The organism is Brakhagea baltica (genome assembly GCF_052161605.1).
Lineage (GTDB): Bacteria > Planctomycetota > Planctomycetia > Pirellulales > Pirellulaceae > JBKCUI01.
In genome coordinates, this window is sequence record NZ_CP197409.1 from 2551811 (window position 1) to 2567584 (window position 15774).

Below are 15774 nucleotides of genomic sequence, written 5' to 3' on the forward strand. Positions count from 1 at the left end.
GGTATTGCTAAAGAGGATCCCAGCAAGATCGACGTTAGTCGTCGGTTAGGACTGACATCGCCGTACGAGCGGGTTCCCAATCGGGGTAGATTCGAGCTGCTTCCAGGTAGCATTCCATGGCTGCACCGTCATTGCCAAGGTGCCAGTAGCATTGCCCGAGCGCCACGCATGCTTGATAAGCGTAACAGTCCAGTTGCAACGCTCGCTTACAATCGTCCGCGGCAAGCTCGATGCTGCTATGGGTAAAGTGAATCCAAGCCCTCAAATAGTAGACGTCGCTTCGCCCTTCGGTTTCTTCCGCTAGATGGTTCGCCAGATCGATGGCTTGCGTATAAGAACCGTTCGCAAGCAACTGCTCGACCTCATAAGCCGTTTTGCGATGCCATGGACTCTGCGTTCGGTAGCAGATAGCTCGGCGAGCTTCATCGGCACTCGTACGAACGCTTCGAGATTCGTCTCGGAGGAGCGCCCCCAACGGCTTATAGTGAGATTCCGTTCCTAAATAGCGTAATGCCCAGGCGGCGGCGCGACGAGTCTCAGGTAGACTGGAGGCTAGCAATCTTTTGAGGGTTGCGGAATCGTAAACTTCCCGAACGCGATCCACCCAATACATAGGCGTTCGTCCACCTACCGTCGAGAGTACAATGGTGTGGTCATCGCCAATGGTTTGAGCGAGGTAGCTTTCGAAATAGTCGTTTATTTTGGTCATGCAGTCGTTACCTTTTCAAAACCTATGCCTCTAAGACTTCGATCTGCGAATCCCATTAAAAGTTCCGTCATGTCACCGTTCGACCATTTCACTCTAATTGCCAAAACTTCCGTTCGCAACGGTTCTCTACCTCTTGTTTTCAACTTCGACAAGTTGCGGATTACTTGCTTGACATGCTCCGTTTTCCTATTCCAAGTCGCTATGGGAGCCGTGTCAACAAATGGCCAACACCCCATGCTTAGCAAAGAGTTCATCGCAACTTACCAACGCTTACAGGCACCATGGTCTCAGGATATCGATGCAACGGCGGAGGAAGTGTGCAAGGTCGTATCGACTGCTTACAACGTTCCCATTTGGATCGATATGGGCTTACCCCGTGATCGCAAAGTCAGCCTACCCAGCAAGCTGGAAACGCTCGACGAGATGCTTTCCGATTTAGCACAAAAGCTTGATGGTGAACTTGTGATCTTGGAGGGAACCGTTTTGTTTTTGCCAATCGAAATTGCCCCGCGTGTGTCGGCGCAATACTGGCGAAACAAGAGCACATCCTTGGGTTTGATCTGGAGCAGGCCATCGCAGCCACCGTTCTCATGGAATGCTGGGACGAGTGCACAACAAATTGCCATACAACTCAATGCTCTGGCCAAACTCGACGCATCTTGGCTCGAGCTCGTCGCTCGAGACCTTTGGCCGGAAAGGCGATTTGAGAAACAGAGCTTGCTCACCATCGCCACCTGCATTCTTAGCAGTATGCGTCTTGAGGTCGATCTGGGAGCCAAGCCCCCCAACGTTCGAAGCCTCGATGGCGACATCGCGACCAAACACACCATCGACTGGACCTATGCAGCGGATCAGCTAAAGCGATTGGGTGACGACCATTGCAAGTCATGGAAGAGAGAACATCCCGACGTAGAAATCAAGACCCAAGACAGAACTTGGATCATCACGGCGACACCAGCAGAGCATATGCGGCTGATCGGCCCGTTGATTCCGAAAGTGAAGTACCAAAAGCCGAGCTCGGAAGGAGCGGTGTATCAAGGCGAACTGCGGGGGACGCTGGGTAGCGCCCTGGATGCGATCGCGAAAACTGCCAACTTGCAGCTATCCCCTTGGCCTCTGCCAGAAGCAGTCGCAAGGCGAGAGATCCAGATCAGCTACAACCGGGCCACCATCGACGATATCCTGGCGGAGCTCGGCAAAGCCGGACGGCTCAAGATTGAACGGAATGGCAACCAGTGTGTGCTCACGATCCTGGATTGATAACCGCCCCCTTCGTTCCTCAAGATGTGCCACCCCATCCGTGCTCTCTGGTTTACCATCGTTTTGTCAGGCCACCCTCGGCCAATCGTCCTAAAATTAGCCCTGCTACTGCAATGCGTCCCGAGATCACAAATTAGTTGAAACGAAACTTGAAAACTACCAGAAAATCCGGCGTTGGACTTGCCGATGCTATGGTGGGATTAGTACACTTTCCGTCCCGAATTTTGTGAAGGTGCGTAAACTCTTTCGCAATCGGGGCTCAGTTTGTCCTGACAGTTCATGCCAAAGTGGCGGAATGGCAGACGCGCTGGACTCAAAATCCTGTGTCCTCACGGACGTGTGGGTTCGACTCCCACCTTTGGTACTTGATGTTCGCACATGGGTCGTTCCTAGGTGCGGCGATCACGTTGGGTAACCAAACTGAGCAAATTGGCAGACCTGGCAAATAGGAAGACCTGTTTGTAGAGCAGGAACATTAGTAAAGCAGAGAATAAAAGCATAACCTATGCCGACCATTAATCAGCTAGTTCGACGCAACCGAGTCGTTCAAAGAAAAACCACAAAGAGCCCCGTTCTTGAGCGTTGCCCACAAAAGCAAGGCGTTTGCTTGCTCGTGCGAACGATGACTCCAAAGAAACCAAACTCGGCTCTTCGAAAGATCACTCGGGTGCGTTTGAGCAACTCAAAAGAAGTGACCGTCTACATTCCTGGCGAAGGGCACAACCTTCAGGAACACTCGATCGTTTTGATTCGAGGCGGTCGGGTCCGTGATCTTCCAGGGGTTCGCTATCAAGTGGTTCGCGGTTGCCGCGATACATTGGGCGTAAACGGACGTAAGCAGTCCCGCAGCCGTTACGGTGCTAAGAAGGCTTAATTTGATGGCCCTCCCAAGATTCGGGCGGGCTAGCTAAACCAGCAAAAACAAAACAATCGATATCGGATAAACGACAAATGGGAAAGATTACTGCCTCCAGAACCTCGCTGAAACCAGACCCGCGATTCAATTCGCTGTTGGCCTCGAAATTCATCAACTGCTTGATGTACGATGGCAAGAAGACGACCGCCCAAGGTGTCTTCTATGCAGCACTTGAAGAAATCGCAGAGAAGGTAAAGGACCGTCCTTCGATCGAGGTTTTCGAGCAAGCGATCGAAAACGTAAAGCCTTACATCGAAGTTCGTTCGAAGCGGGTTGGCGGTGCGTCTTACCAAGTTCCGATGCAAGTGAACAAGAACCGTCAGCAAAGCTTGGCTTTCCGCTGGGTTTTGGAAGCTGTTCGGAGCAAGAAGGGCCGAGCGACCCACCTCAAGCTGGCAGATGAACTCATGGCTGCTTACCGAAAAGAAGGCGCGGCGATCACCAAGCGAGAAAACACTCACCGCATGGCCGATGCCAACAAGGCGTTTGCTCACTTCGCATGGTAGTTCAACCTGCCGCGTGAAATTAAAAGTCAACGAAACGGGGTCTCATCAGCCCCGTTTTTTTATTGCGCAGTTGCGAAAGCTGAAAAAGCTGCCGGTTCAACACGTAGGACGAAACAAGGCTTTTCGTTGTTACGGCATGACCCAATTCCCAGGGCTGGCCCTCGGCTTTGCTGCGGGAGACATCGGAAATCCCGAAGGCACGACCTGCGGATGGTTAGGCTTCTCGCTAAACCCGGGATCGCCAACCCGACCTGCGAATCCCGCCGACTCGATCGGCGGATCGTTAGGTTTCCGGTTCGTGGGGCAGGTCTGGCTAGTCGGGCCGGAAACGTAACGATCTCCAGGGCGAGCCAGGAGCATTCTTCGGGAGGGCTGTTGGCGAAGGATGTAGCAAGAACCATGAGGTTCACCTGGACAAGCTAGGTGCATGACCAAGCCCCTCCTTGGATGGCCTGACGACACGGTGAAGTTTTAGGTAGTCTGGGTGTGGCAATAATAGCCATCCAGGAGGCAATCGAAATATTCGTTCTCGCGGATACGTTGCCATAAGTCCTGATGCTTGTCCCGTATCGCACCCCAACGCCGACGCTTGAATGGATGGGCTTTTGCAATCTCCTGGACAATCGCTAAGAATTGGAGAAATGCCTCGTTTTCAACATCCTGCAGGGCTTCCATCGTCCTGATGTTACGCTCAGATATTCTCGATGGGTTGAGAAACCCGTACAGAGTTTCTACACCTTGCCATAATCGGCGCAGCTTGATGCTTTCTGCTTTTGGCCTCATTTCGCTCTCCCGACAAATACCTTGTCCATGAATGGTGCTGGCCGAGCTAAGGACAATGCGTTCATAGAGCGACTCTGGCTTTTGTGTTCGAACTGGAAATAGACATGAGCCGACTGGACGTGCGGGCTAAATCATCCCTCGAAATAGGACTACGGACAGGGACTTTCGCCATCAGGGAGAATCTGGGAAGATACCTTAGAACAAGCCCTCGTTTCTCTACTACAACCAATATGACCATTTATTTTTCCCGAGGATCCAAAACTTCGATTCTGGGCGAACAAGACTATCTCGATGCGATCGACGCGATTTTGGCTGCCCGCGGGCCTGTTCGCAAGGTGCTGGCCGTTCCCCCGGATCACACTCGCTTAGACTCCCAGGCCGGTCCGATCATGCACACCGTTTTAAAGCGACTGGGCAAATCGCTGACGGACGTGATGCCTGCCTTGGGAACCCACTCGGCGATGAACGAAGAGGAACTGACCAAAATGTTTGGTGATTTTCCTCGCGATTTGATCCGCGTTCACGACTACAAAAACGATGTCGATACGCTCGGATATGTCGATGCGGAGTTCGTTACGTGGGCGACCGAGGGGCATTATCGAGATGCGTGGCCGGCTCAAGTCAACAAGATGATTTCACAGGGAGACCACGATCTCATACTCTCCATCGGGCAAGTTGTTCCGCACGAAGTCATCGGCATGGCCAATTACACCAAAAACATCTTCGTTGGCACCGGGGGAAGCGCTGGGATTGACGGCAGCCATTATCTAAGTGCTTTGTATGGAATGGAACGCATTATGGGGCGGTGCGACACGCCTCTACGCAAGATATTGAATCGTGCAGCCGATCTGTTCATTAAGCATCGTCCGATTGTTTACGTTCTAACTGTGGTCGAATCGACCCGCGAACATGGTCCCGTCGTTCGAGGTCTCTATGCAGGAGATGATCATGACGTCTTTACCGTGGCAGGTGAGTTAGCAGCCCAAGTCAATTGTTTTCGAATCGAACGTGCTCCGAAGACGATTGTAGTGTGGATGGATCCCGCTAAGTACAAGAAGACTTGGGTGGCGAACAAATCCATCTATCGAACTCGCATGGCGATTGCGGATGGTGGGCGATTGGTTGTTATTGCGCCCGGGGTTGCCAGATTCGGAGAGCACGACGATGTCGATAGCCTGATTCGCAAGTACGGATACCGAACCACGCTGGAAGTGGTTGAGATGGTTGCCAAAAATGCGGATCTTCGAGCCAATCTATCGACCGCGGCTCATTTGATTCATGCTTCGCCGGAGAATAGGTTTCGAGTGGAATATTGCACCAACAAGCTAACCAAAGAAGAGCTTGAGTCGGTTGGGTATTTCCAGGGGGATCCCGATCACGCGATGGCGGAGTACAACATCGAGAGCATCAGCGATGGTTGGTATACAAGTCGGAACGGAGAAGAATTTTACTTCATTCGCAATGCAGGTCTCGGACTATGGATGCATCAGAATCATCCTCATGCCTTTTAGTTATCCATTGCGCCGTTCTTTCGTTCTGAGTTTCCTGACATTTCATACCAACAAAATCGACTTGAATCGTGTTTGAAGCCAAAAATACTCAGCGTGCCATCGTCCGCATCGGCTACGACGGACGGGTGTACAAGCTGTTCCAGGGGCCCGAGGCCAAGACACGTTTTGAGACGGAGTGCAAAACGCTGCTCTTTCTCGAAGACAAGAAGTGTCCTTTTGTACCCAGATTGCTGGATTGCAATCCCGATAAGCTCGAGATCGTAACCTCGAATTGTGGGGCGAGAGTCGAGCACATGGGGGAGGAGCGTATCAAAGAGATCTTTGCTGAGTTGGAAGCCTATGGTGTCAGGCACGATGATCCTTTTTTGCGAAACATCACCTATCGTGCCTCGGATGGACGGTTTTGCGTTATCGATTTCGAGTTTTCTACCATTCTCGATCCTTCTCAGATCAGCTCTGACAACGAAGCGTCTGGGCAAGTCATCAAGGAGAATCCGCGAGACATACAGTGGAGTGCGATGACGCATGTGGGCAAGGTAAGGCCCAACAACGAAGATCGATTTCTTGCCATGTTGGTGGACAAAAAGGGAGTACGCTATCTAGGCAAGCAGGGGGCGATGAACACCAAGGATGCGGATTTGCTGTTTGCCGTAGCGGACGGCATGGGAGGAGAGCGATCAGGCGAGTTGGCGGGAAAGCTTGCGATCGACAATATCACGCGTATTCTGCCGCAGGCTTATTTAAATTGTGATCACCACTTGGAGGACTCCGGGCTCGAGGTACTGAAGAATTTATATGAAGCCGTGCATAGCGAACTGGTAAAGCTCGGATCTTATGATCCACTTTGCTTAAACATGGGCTCAACCTTAACCATGGTATGGATCCATCGCTCTCTGGTGTTGTTTGCTCATGTTGGTGACTCGCGTTTGTATCGGCTCGGGAAAGCCGAAAAAGAAGGTCGTCGGCTGATACAGGTCAGCGAAGATCATTCCTTTGTGGGGTGGCTTAGGCGTTCTGGGAAGATCAATGAGCGCGAGGCTCGCACGCACCCGAGAAAGAACGTATTGGCCAAAGCGTTGGGAGCAGGTAACCAATTCGCCGAGCCGCAGGTCGGCGCTTTTGTTCTCGAACCTGGAGAGACATTGGTACTGTGTACCGATGGCGTTAACGAGGGGCTCTGGGATCGCGCGATAGAGGAGCTCATACTGTGCCCTGACTCCGAGACGGTTGGTATCACTCCGGCGCAGCGAATCGTTCTGTCGGCTGTTAATGAATCTGGCAAGGACAATACGACGGCTGTGGTTATACAGTCATAGCAGGGACGTTTTCGATTTGGGCAGAGTATCCCCTTCGAGATTTGCCCGATCCTGAACAAAACGAGGGACGGCGTATCCTGGGAGCGTTTCTCGCAAGTGCTGCATTAGCTCGATACCGCGAGATAGCGGTACCATGAAGTGAGCCGCGCCAGCCACTTGATCCAGCATGTTGAGGTAATAAGGGACTACTTGAATATCGACTAAACGCTCGCAGAGTTCTGAAAGTGCTGATTCCGTGTCGTTCACCCCCTTTAGTAGCACCGCTTGGTTTAAAACGGTGGTTCCTGACGCTTGTAATCGCTTCACACTATCTGCGACCTGAGCGTCGATCTCTTGAGGGTGGTTGATGTGCAGAACGATCCATTTAGAGAGTCGCGATCGATTTAGCATATCGCAAAATTCCCTGGTGACTCTTTGAGGAATCACGACTGGCATACGAGTATGAATTCGCAATCGCTTCACATGTGAGATCTCTTCTATTTTTTGAACCAGCTCTTCTAGAAGTGAGTCCACAATAGTCAGCGGGTCACCGCCGGAAAGAATTACTTCGACGATCGTATCATTATTCTGGATATAGTCCAGTGATGCCTGCCACTGCTGGAGGCTTTTGGGGGCGGTTTGGTAGGGATAGTGCCTGCGAAAGCAGTATCGGCAATGCACACCGCAAGCTCCGCTGGTAATCAACAGCACTCGGCCTGGGTACTTGTGCAAGAGCCCAGGTGCCGCTTCGAAACGAGTATCCGCCACGGGGTCAGTGACGAAACCAGCAGCATCGACATTCTCCGATTCGATTGGTAGCACTTGGCGTAAAAGCGGGTCTGTGGGGCTTCCTTTCTTGATGCGGCTAAGGTACTCGAGTGGAACGAAGACGGGAAAACTCGCGTTTTCTAGTCCTTGGACTTCCTCGCTCTTGAGGTTGAGAAGGGTAAGTAATCGCCTCATATCGCGGACCGCAAGCTTCATAGCTTCTTGCCACGAGACAACCTCAGATTCTCCGCGAAGATTTATGGGGTTGTGATTGTCGACGCTACATGCCATTGAGCATTTCCGGTGGGCGTTTACCAATACGGTGCTCGTTGTATAGAAAGATGAGTCCAGCACCAATCACAGGCAGGAAATAATAGACGATTCGGAACAGGATGACGGCAGCGAAGACCTCGGCGCTAACCGCGTGGGGCAGGAACCCGAGCAGTACACCTTCGAGGATGCCGTACCCACCCGGAACGTGAGAAATTACGGCTCCGATCTGCGCGGTCACGTATGCGATCAATACTGTCGAGAAATTGATTTGGTCTTGTCCTGGACCGATGATATCCGGCGGCATGAGCGAGTAGAGAACAGTGCTAGCGAGAAGAAAATCGCCCGCTGATACACAGAGTTGCATCAAGGATAATTTGAAAGGAGGCAGTGCCACTTCGAAGTCACGAAACCTGATCGGTTTGCGCACCACCAAGCAAGACAGCAGGTACCCGGCAACACACGACAGGAAAATGTAGCCCCACGTTGCGGGTGGCAATTGCAACATGTCTAGAGTTTCCTCCGGAAGCCGGATGGGGAGTACGACAAACGCGATCCCCGCCAGCAGGAACAAACCCAACCAAAACGTAATGGACAGGATTGAGACAAAGGCGATGATTTCGAGAAGTGAGAAGCCCCAACTCGAATAAAGTCGATAGCGAACGGCGTTTCCACCTAGCAACCACCCGAACACATTTCCGCACGAGTAGCCCACGATTGCTCCCGCCATGATCTTTCGCATGGGCAATTTTTTCTTTAGATGCCGAACTGCGATCCAGTCGTATCCCGTGAGTACCAGATAGTTCAAGATGGTTAGCAGAATGGCTATCACGAAGTGATACCAAGGAATGTTGCTAATAGCGAGCGTAATCTTCTCAAAGGTAACTTCCTGACTTTGAAGTTTGCGTTTTACAAACCAGATTGCGACGCACATGATAGCGAGGATCGCCGTGATTTTCGCAGACTCTCCGAGTCTACTGACTGTTCTTCCCGGCTGCACTTGCGGCGTCGAAGCCAGTGCCGTCGAAGCCAGTGCCGTGGCAGCCAGTGCCGTGACAGATTGTTTCGCGGAATCATTTTCCGCAGATGTTTGGCTGGAGGGGGCTCCGCCCAGCGGATCTGTTGGAGTGTTCCCGTCTGGAGCTGGGGAGGAATTGAGGTCTGACAACGCGTTTCCTGCAGAATCAGTGTGTATATGGTGGGGGCGAGACGGCAGTCTTCCCTAAGTGTTAAGTTACGCAAAACGGGGGGACTTTGGTAGCTCAAACGAAAATGCCGTTTAAGAGGATTTAATGGTCCGATAGGAACCAAGGGGCTGAAAGCCTGCCTATTCCCGTGACCCTCAGACTAGTTTTCGGTTCTGCCATGGCCATTCTCAAATTAAAACTAAGCGCGTTATTAAGCCTAGGGGTTTGCCTGCTGGTTCCAGCCAACCTCATGGGGCAGTATGCCTCGAACATAGTAGTTCCAGGAACAGGTACCCATCTCACGCAAGTCGGCGACGATTTCGAGGATGAGTCGTGGTCGTTTGTCTTCAACAACCCGAAAAGTAGCGAGGATATTGACAACAACCAACGACAACCCTTGGGGCAATCTGTGAACAAGCGTTGGTACGAAGGGGCCAAGCGAGGGCACCCCGATGTTGTCCAGCGGGTATCGACGCCGCCGGGGGGGCTTCCGGGTAGCGAGGGTTCGCTACTTCTCAAGTCACTTTACACCGGCATTCCTAATCGGCCGAGTGGAAAGATGCACCAGGACGATTTCATATGCAACGTGCAGTATCGGATGGGGGGAACTGTTCCCGTTTCCCAGTCGCCGAACATGACGACGCGTGTTTATCTGCCTCCCATGGACGAGTGGGAGCGGCGAAACGGACCGCACTTCGCCTTTCGAGCTGCCGTTGAGACCACCATCATAGACAACAAGAAAAAGTCTCTTTTCTCGTCGAGTCAAAAGAAAGATGAAATCTACTGGCCTGGCCTTTTCATCGTCCGCGACACGAAAAAGGAAGACGGTAGGGCAGTTCCTTACGCATACTTTCGCGTGAGGGCTGACCGGCGCGGAGGAGATTTCGAAGGGCCTGAGATTCCAGTTATGGGTTGGTGGACGCTGGGAATTTCCTTTACTCCAGATGGTCTTGTTCATTACTTTGCCAGACCAGGCGTCGAAGAGTTGACCCGAGAAGACTATATCGCCACAGCCATGCCTTACGGGTACAAGGCCGAGAAGGTGCGTTCGTTCTTCTACAACGTGGTCAATGGCGACAACGGTAGAGACTGGTCGACGGATTGGATTATTGACGATCCAAAGTTTTACGTGATCCGAAATGAACGCATGGCCAACCGGTAGACGCCAGGTAGCCTTTAGCGAGAGGCGAGGTTGGGAGCCCACCCTCTCCCGACTCTTAAGGTTTCAAGAATTTTCGTAGGCGGAGCCATTCAACGGCATCCCTAAGAGATTCTGTGTAGGGCCTGGAGGAATAGCCCAATTCGGTTTCTGCCAAGCCTGAGTCATAGAAGTGAAACTGTTGTGCCATTTCGATCGCAGCGGAATTGAAATCCGATTCCTGGTTGCGAAATCGGTTAGACAAGTCGGCTAGAAGTTTGCCGACGACCTGCGCCGGCTTTCGCATCGCAATGAGAGGCGGTCGAGTCCCCAGTCCTCTCGCGATCTGGCCCCAGAGTTCCAGATAGGTAACGTTTTGCCCTGCGAGAATATAGTGCCGCGACGTAGCTCCCTTCAAGGCGATCCGCAAAATCGCCTCTGCCACGTCTCGCGGATCGCAGACAGAGCAACCACCTGCGGGAGCCCAGGGACGAAAGGTTTGCAGGGCTGCGATCATTTTGCCGCTGCTCATTTGCCAGTCGTAGGGACCGAGCATGAAGCCAGGGTAGACTGCATAGCAATCGTCGCCGCGTTCGATCGCTTCGTTGCAGACCCGCTGAGCTGCTTGCTTTGAGACGACGTAGCTGGAAGGAGTCTGAATCCCCCCGGTTGACCGCTCGTTGGCTGGCAGTTCTCTGGTTCCGAGAGGCAGGCAGTTAACCGTGGAAACGTGGACAACTCGCGTTTTGGTTCTGCGAGCCCACTCGATCAGCCTTCTAGTGCCAAGTTCGTTGACTTTGAGAGACTCATCCAGATTTTTCCAACCGATGTGGATTTTGGCAGCCGCATGGATCACCGCATCGAAACCGGTATCGGCCAGGAGGCTAGCGAGGTTGTCGTCTGTTATATCTGCTTGGATATGTTCGCCTTTCAGTTCGCAAAGTGACGGATGTGATTTAGGGCTCCTCGCGAGCGTAGTGGTGTGGATTCCTTGGCTGATAGCGAGTCGAGAAATGTTGTTTCCCAACAGCCCAGTGGCACCGGTCACGAGAATTCTGCGGATTTTGTCACTCATACTATCTGGAAGGCTGGGGAGTTTGGGCTGGTTGGGCTCGAGTAGGATCGACTCTCCCCTGCAAGCTAGTCTAGTGCCAGAGAAAACTTTTCTGACAAAAAAAGGCAAAAAAGCGTCTGTTGGTCTACCTTAACAATACGGTATGGCTACACTATGCGCGTGGACGTCGGCTCGGTCGAAAATTTGGTGGATCAGCGGCACGATTTTTCGTGTCATTGGCTACCCTTCTGCACTTTGAGGGGAACTAGAATGTATGGATATGCAGCTTCGGCTCTTTGCTTTTCCCCGCTGCACCCCACTCCCACGCGAGCGACCGAATCCACGCGAGCGATCAAGCCCATGCGAATGGTCGCAAAATCCACGCACCCACATCTGCTCAAAGTAGAACAATCTATTTCCCTAGAAATGTCTAGACCACGAATGTTTCGGAATCAACACCTCCCGTTTTCGAAGAAATGGTACGGAGTGTGTCTGCGGAAATCAAATCTGATTTCTGGCGGAGATTCGAGAATTCGCGACAGGATCGGGGCTCTCTGGCCCACCAGATCTGTTTGCTGAGTGTTGTTACCAATAACAGCGATTTCCAGACTTTTTTTCCCTAGCTCGGTTTGAGTTTTATCCTAATGGCAACATCCTCGAAGAGACGATTGCAAACCACCACAGTTCGTTTGTTTGGGTCTGGCCGCAGCCAGTTTCCCATCCCGAATTTGACAACGCTGCAAACGGTTTCGTACGAAGCGTTTTTACAAGAGGATATTCCCTCGGACAAACGGAAGAACCAAGGTTTAGAGTCCGTATTCCGAGAGATTTTCCCGATCGAGAGCTACGACAAAACGGTTGCGCTCGAATACATCAAGTTTGAACTCGGAAAGCCTCGTTATACCCCAGAGGAATGCCGTCAACTCCGTCTAACGTACGGCAAGCCGCTCAAAGCTTGGTTCAGACTCAAGCGGGATCAACCGTTAGAGGAAGAAGTCTACCTGGGCGATATTCCCATCATGCTGGGTGGCGGTGAGTTTATCATCAACGGTGCGGAACGTGTCGTTGTCAGCCAGTTGCACCGATCCCCTGGTGTGGACTTCGTCGAAGAAGCCGAGGGGACTTCTGATCGCAAGCTGCCTTCTTGCCGCGTCATTCCCGAGCGTGGTAGCTGGATCGAAATCAACATTACCAAAAAGGACTCTTTGTCTGTTCGTATTGACCAGAGCGGTAAGTTCTCCGTCATGACGTTGTTGCGGGCCATGTCACCAAAGCTGAGTACGGACCAAGATCTGATTAAGACGTTTTACGCCACCGAAGAGGTGAAATTGGCTGGCGCGAAGAGTGTCGCCAAGATTGAGAACATGATTGCCGCCGACGATGTCGTGTTCCCGACCGGACACGAGCGAGCGGGCGAAATCATCATCGAATCAGGTCACAAGATCGGAAAGACCGTTGCGGAGGCGATTTGCGCTGCAGGTGTCAAAGAGATGTTGATTATGGAAACGCCTCGCGTTCCTTACATTCTTAATTCGCTTGCTGAAGACAACACCAGCTCGCACGAAGAAGCGTTGTTGCGAATTTACCAACGGCTTCGTCCAGGCAACCCGCCTGCTTTGGAAAAAGCTCGGTTGCTTTTCCACGAGAAATTCTTCGATATTAATCGATATCGGCTAGGTCGCGTTGGTCGCTTCCGAGTTAACCGCAAGCTGGCGCTCAGTGTTCCTGAAGATGAAATGGCACTCCGTCCCGAGGACTTGATTGCCTCGATTCGCTACCTAATCGATTTGTTCGACCCAGATTCGACTGCTCGATTTGACGACATCGATCACTTGGGTAATCGACGTTTGCGTACCATCGACGAACTGGCATGTGAAGAACTCCGAAAGGGTTTCCTGAAGCTTCGCCGCACCGTGCAGGAGCGAATGAGCCTCAAGGAAGTGGAGGACATGACGCCGCGATCTTTGGTCAATCCAAAGAGCATCAGTGCGGCGATCGAGTACTTCTTCGGTCGAGGCGAGCTTTCGCAGGTGGTTGACCAAACCAATCCGCTATCGCAATTAACGCACGAACGTCGTTTATCGGCTCTCGGACCTGGTGGTTTGAACCGTAAGCGTGCCGGTTTCGAAGTGCGAGACGTTCACATTTCTCACTACGGTCGAATCTGCCCGATTGAGACTCCGGAAGGTACGAACATCGGTTTGATCAGCTCTCTTTCGATCTACGCAGGCGTGGACGAATATGGATTCTTGGTCACCCCGTACCGCAAAGTTAAAGACGGAAAAGTGACCGACGAAGTGGTTTGGCTGCGAGCGGACGAGGAATCGGACGCTTACATCGGCCCCGCTGACTTGGAGATCAAGGACGGAGCGTTGGTTTCCGGTCCAGGCCTGATCGCTCGTCACCGTAGCGACTTCGAGATCGTGACCCCTGACGTGGTCCATTATATGGATATCGCCCCCAGCCAGATGATCGGGGTTTCGGCAGGTTTGATTCCGTTCTTGGAGCATGACGACGCGAACCGTGCGTTGATGGGCTCTAACATGCAACGTCAAGCTGTTCCGCTTCTAGTTGCAGAACCACCGATTGTTGGAACTGGCCTCGAGAAAGAAGTGGCAGCCAACAGTGCGATGGTGGTTCGAGCCAAGCGAGCAGGCAAGGTGACCTATGTCGATGCATTGAAGATCGAAATCGGTACCGACGTCTACCCCCTCAAGAAGTACCAAGGTCTCAACGAACGCACCTGCTTGAACCAGCACCCGATCGTAAGTTTAGGCGACAAGGTTGAGAAAGGTCAAATCATCGCTGATGGAGCGTCGACCCACTTGGGCGAGCTCGCTTTGGGACGTAACGTTCTAGTCGGATTTATGTCGTTCGACGGATACAACTACGAAGACGCGATCATCATCAGTGAAGAGTTGGTGAAACAAGACGTTTATACCTCGATCCATATCGAAGAGTTCGATGTCGAGATTCGCGAAACCAAACTGGGACGAGAAGAGTTCACCCGAGACATTCCCAACGTTAGTGAAAAAGCGTTGAGAAGTCTTGATGAGAGCGGCATCGTTCAGGTCGGTACCTACGTGAGACCTGGCGATATCCTGGTAGGCAAGGTTTCGCCAAAGAGCAAAACCGAACTAACGCCAGAAGAGAAACTGCTGCACGCCATCTTCGGTCGGGCTGGCGAAGACGTGAAGAACGATTCGCTTGAAGTCAGCTCTGGTGTTGAAGGAATCGTCATCGACACCCAGAAGTTCTCCCGACGCATGAGCTTGTCCGAAGAGGAGCGAAAGGAATTCGAGAAGGAGCTCAAGCGAGTTGAGACCGAAGGCAACAGGGAAGTCTCCATCGCATTTGCAGCTTTCGCGGAAGAACTCGAAAAGGCGATCGGTGGTAAGCTGACCGACGAAGACGGAACTCCACTAACCGGTGGTCAAGATCCGAAGTTCATCGCGGAAAAGGCTCAGACCTTTAACCTTTCTCGCTTGTTGAATCGCCTCGACGCTGGTCTTCATGCCGAAGTGAAGAAGGTCCATAAGAACTTGTGGCCGACCGTCGAGGAAGCACTCGATGTACGCGACAGACAGCTCAACAGCATGAAGCGCGGCGACGAGCTGCGAAGCGGCGTGTTGCAAATGGTCAAGGTTTACATAGCGACCAAGCGGGTCATCAGCGTAGGTGACAAGATGGCTGGTCGTCACGGTAACAAGGGGGTTATCTCCAAGGTGTTGCCAGTGGAGGATATGCCATTCTTGCCGGACGGTACACCGATCCAGATCATGTTGAATCCGCTGGGGGTTCCTAGCCGGATGAACGTGGGACAGATTTTGGAAACCCACCTTGGTTGGGCAGGTGCAAAGCTTGGCTTCCAAGCCATCACTCCAACATTCGACGGTGCCAGCGAGCAGGATATCAACCAGGCGTTGGCTGAAGCTGATCTGCCGAGCCACGGCAAGATCCGTTTGTTCGACGGACGAACCGGAGAACGAATGGAGCAAGAAACCACGGTTGGTTACATCTACATGCTCAAGCTTCACCACTTGGTCGATGATAAGGTGCACGCACGAAGCACAGGACCTTACTCCCTTATTACGCAACAACCTCTCGGTGGTAAGGCTCGTTTTGGCGGCCAGCGATTCGGGGAAATGGAAGTTTGGGCATTGGAAGCATACGGTGCAGCTTACATTCTCCAAGAATTGTTGACGGTAAAGAGCGACGACGTCGAGGGGCGTACCAAGATCTACGAATCTATGGTCAAGGGTGAAAACACCTTGGAAGCCGGCACACCTGCCAGCTTCGACGTTTTGACCAACGAAATTCGTGGTTTGGCTCTCAACATGCGGCTTGAGAAGAGACGGCTCTAGTCCGAAGACTTGA

At 52.3% G+C, this 15774-nt stretch carries 13 protein-coding genes and 1 tRNA gene; 9 read left to right on the forward strand and 5 right to left on the reverse strand.

Translation table 11 applies throughout. The features are described from left to right. Positions 1-34: 34 nt before the first annotated feature. Entirely contained in the window at positions 35-709 is a 675-nt protein-coding gene (locus tag SH449x_RS09370) for a tetratricopeptide repeat protein (RefSeq protein ID WP_482381073.1), read from the reverse strand. Positions 710-778: 69 nt separating this feature from the next. Here SH449x_RS09370 and SH449x_RS09375 point away from each other — a divergent pair, with 69 nt between their 5' ends. From SH449x_RS09375 to SH449x_RS09395, 5 genes are all read left to right on the forward strand, one after another. Continuing rightward, positions 779-1969, forward strand: coding sequence for a hypothetical protein (locus SH449x_RS09375; protein ID WP_482381074.1), 1191 nt, complete (start codon positions 779-781; stop codon positions 1967-1969). 281 nt (positions 1970-2250) lie between these two features. Next, positions 2251-2333 (forward strand) — tRNA-Leu (locus SH449x_RS09380). Between the two features lie 141 nt (positions 2334-2474). After that, a complete protein-coding gene (gene rpsL / locus SH449x_RS09385; protein ID WP_482381075.1) occupies positions 2475-2843 on the forward strand; it encodes a 30S ribosomal protein S12 in 369 nt (122 codons plus the stop codon). Positions 2844-2920: 77 nt separating this feature from the next. Further along, positions 2921-3391: a 30S ribosomal protein S7 gene (gene rpsG, locus SH449x_RS09390; protein ID WP_482381076.1), complete on the forward strand. Its 471-nt coding sequence runs from the start codon at positions 2921-2923 to the stop codon at positions 3389-3391. Positions 3392-3527: 136 nt separating this feature from the next. Next, positions 3528-3725, forward strand: coding sequence for a hypothetical protein (locus SH449x_RS09395; protein ID WP_482381077.1), 198 nt, complete (start codon positions 3528-3530; stop codon positions 3723-3725). Between the two features lie 137 nt (positions 3726-3862). Here the strand turns inward: SH449x_RS09395 and SH449x_RS09400 are convergent, their stop codons facing one another. Continuing rightward, positions 3863-4174 carry a hypothetical protein gene (locus tag SH449x_RS09400; protein WP_482381078.1) on the reverse strand — a complete coding sequence of 104 codons (312 nt, stop codon included), beginning with the start codon at positions 4172-4174 and terminating at the stop codon, positions 3863-3865. A gap of 230 nt (positions 4175-4404) precedes the next feature. On the opposite strand from SH449x_RS09400, the gene SH449x_RS09405 reads away from it, so the two are divergent. Together SH449x_RS09405 and SH449x_RS09410 are read left to right on the forward strand one after the other, a co-directional pair. Continuing rightward, on the forward strand, positions 4405-5685 hold the full coding sequence (locus tag SH449x_RS09405) for a nickel-dependent putative hexonate epimerase (RefSeq protein WP_482381079.1): 1281 nt from the start codon (positions 4405-4407) through the stop codon (positions 5683-5685). A 68-nt stretch (positions 5686-5753) separates the two neighbouring features. After that, the gene (locus SH449x_RS09410) at positions 5754-7001 is read left to right on the forward strand and encodes a protein phosphatase 2C domain-containing protein (RefSeq protein ID WP_482381080.1); all 1248 of its coding nucleotides are present in this window, start codon (positions 5754-5756) and stop codon (positions 6999-7001) included. On the opposite strand, the gene epmB is transcribed toward SH449x_RS09410, so the two are convergent. Together epmB and SH449x_RS09420 are read right to left on the reverse strand one after the other, a co-directional pair. Next, complete coding sequence (gene epmB / locus SH449x_RS09415) at positions 6996-8039, reverse strand: EF-P beta-lysylation protein EpmB (RefSeq protein ID WP_482381081.1); 1044 nt, start codon at positions 8037-8039, stop codon at positions 6996-6998. The two genes, SH449x_RS09410 and epmB, sit on opposite strands and share 6 nt — an antisense overlap. Continuing rightward, on the reverse strand, positions 8029-9186 hold the full coding sequence (locus SH449x_RS09420; protein WP_482381082.1) for a lysylphosphatidylglycerol synthase domain-containing protein: 1158 nt from the start codon (positions 9184-9186) through the stop codon (positions 8029-8031). The genes epmB and SH449x_RS09420 overlap by 11 nt, the downstream gene beginning before the upstream one ends. A 197-nt stretch (positions 9187-9383) precedes the next feature. On the opposite strand from SH449x_RS09420, the gene SH449x_RS09425 reads away from it, so the two are divergent. Continuing rightward, complete coding sequence (locus tag SH449x_RS09425) at positions 9384-10367, forward strand: hypothetical protein (RefSeq protein WP_482381083.1); 984 nt, start codon at positions 9384-9386, stop codon at positions 10365-10367. 55 nt (positions 10368-10422) lie between these two features. Here SH449x_RS09425 and SH449x_RS09430 read toward each other — a convergent pair whose 3' ends face one another. Continuing rightward, positions 10423-11418, reverse strand: a complete 996-nt coding sequence (locus SH449x_RS09430) for an NAD-dependent epimerase/dehydratase family protein (protein WP_482381084.1) — start codon at positions 11416-11418, stop codon at positions 10423-10425. Positions 11419-12041: 623 nt separating this feature from the next. Here SH449x_RS09430 and rpoB point away from each other — a divergent pair. Then, positions 12042-15761, forward strand: coding sequence for a DNA-directed RNA polymerase subunit beta (rpoB, locus tag SH449x_RS09435; RefSeq protein ID WP_482381085.1), 3720 nt, complete (start codon positions 12042-12044; stop codon positions 15759-15761). The last annotated feature ends 13 nt before the right edge of the window (positions 15762-15774 follow it).

What these genes read in the sequence shown, in the direction of transcription:
- rpsG (WP_482381076.1), top strand. Translation starts at nt 2,921, where the DNA reads ATGGGAAAGATTACTGCCTCCAGAACCTCGCTGAAACCAGACCCGCGA.
- epmB (WP_482381081.1), bottom strand. Translation starts at nt 8,039, where the DNA reads ATGGCATGTAGCGTCGACAATCACAACCCCATAAATCTTCGCGGAGAA.
- SH449x_RS09405 (WP_482381079.1), top strand. Translation starts at nt 4,405, where the DNA reads ATGACCATTTATTTTTCCCGAGGATCCAAAACTTCGATTCTGGGCGAA.
- SH449x_RS09395 (WP_482381077.1), top strand. Translation starts at nt 3,528, where the DNA reads ATGACCCAATTCCCAGGGCTGGCCCTCGGCTTTGCTGCGGGAGACATC.
- SH449x_RS09375 (WP_482381074.1), top strand. Translation starts at nt 779, where the DNA reads ATGTCACCGTTCGACCATTTCACTCTAATTGCCAAAACTTCCGTTCGC.
- SH449x_RS09370 (WP_482381073.1), bottom strand. Translation starts at nt 709, where the DNA reads ATGACCAAAATAAACGACTATTTCGAAAGCTACCTCGCTCAAACCATT.
- rpoB (WP_482381085.1), top strand. Translation starts at nt 12,042, where the DNA reads ATGGCAACATCCTCGAAGAGACGATTGCAAACCACCACAGTTCGTTTG.
- SH449x_RS09425 (WP_482381083.1), top strand. Translation starts at nt 9,384, where the DNA reads ATGGCCATTCTCAAATTAAAACTAAGCGCGTTATTAAGCCTAGGGGTT.
- SH449x_RS09400 (WP_482381078.1), bottom strand. Translation starts at nt 4,174, where the DNA reads ATGAGGCCAAAAGCAGAAAGCATCAAGCTGCGCCGATTATGGCAAGGT.
- SH449x_RS09430 (WP_482381084.1), bottom strand. Translation starts at nt 11,418, where the DNA reads ATGAGTGACAAAATCCGCAGAATTCTCGTGACCGGTGCCACTGGGCTG.
- rpsL (WP_482381075.1), top strand. Translation starts at nt 2,475, where the DNA reads ATGCCGACCATTAATCAGCTAGTTCGACGCAACCGAGTCGTTCAAAGA.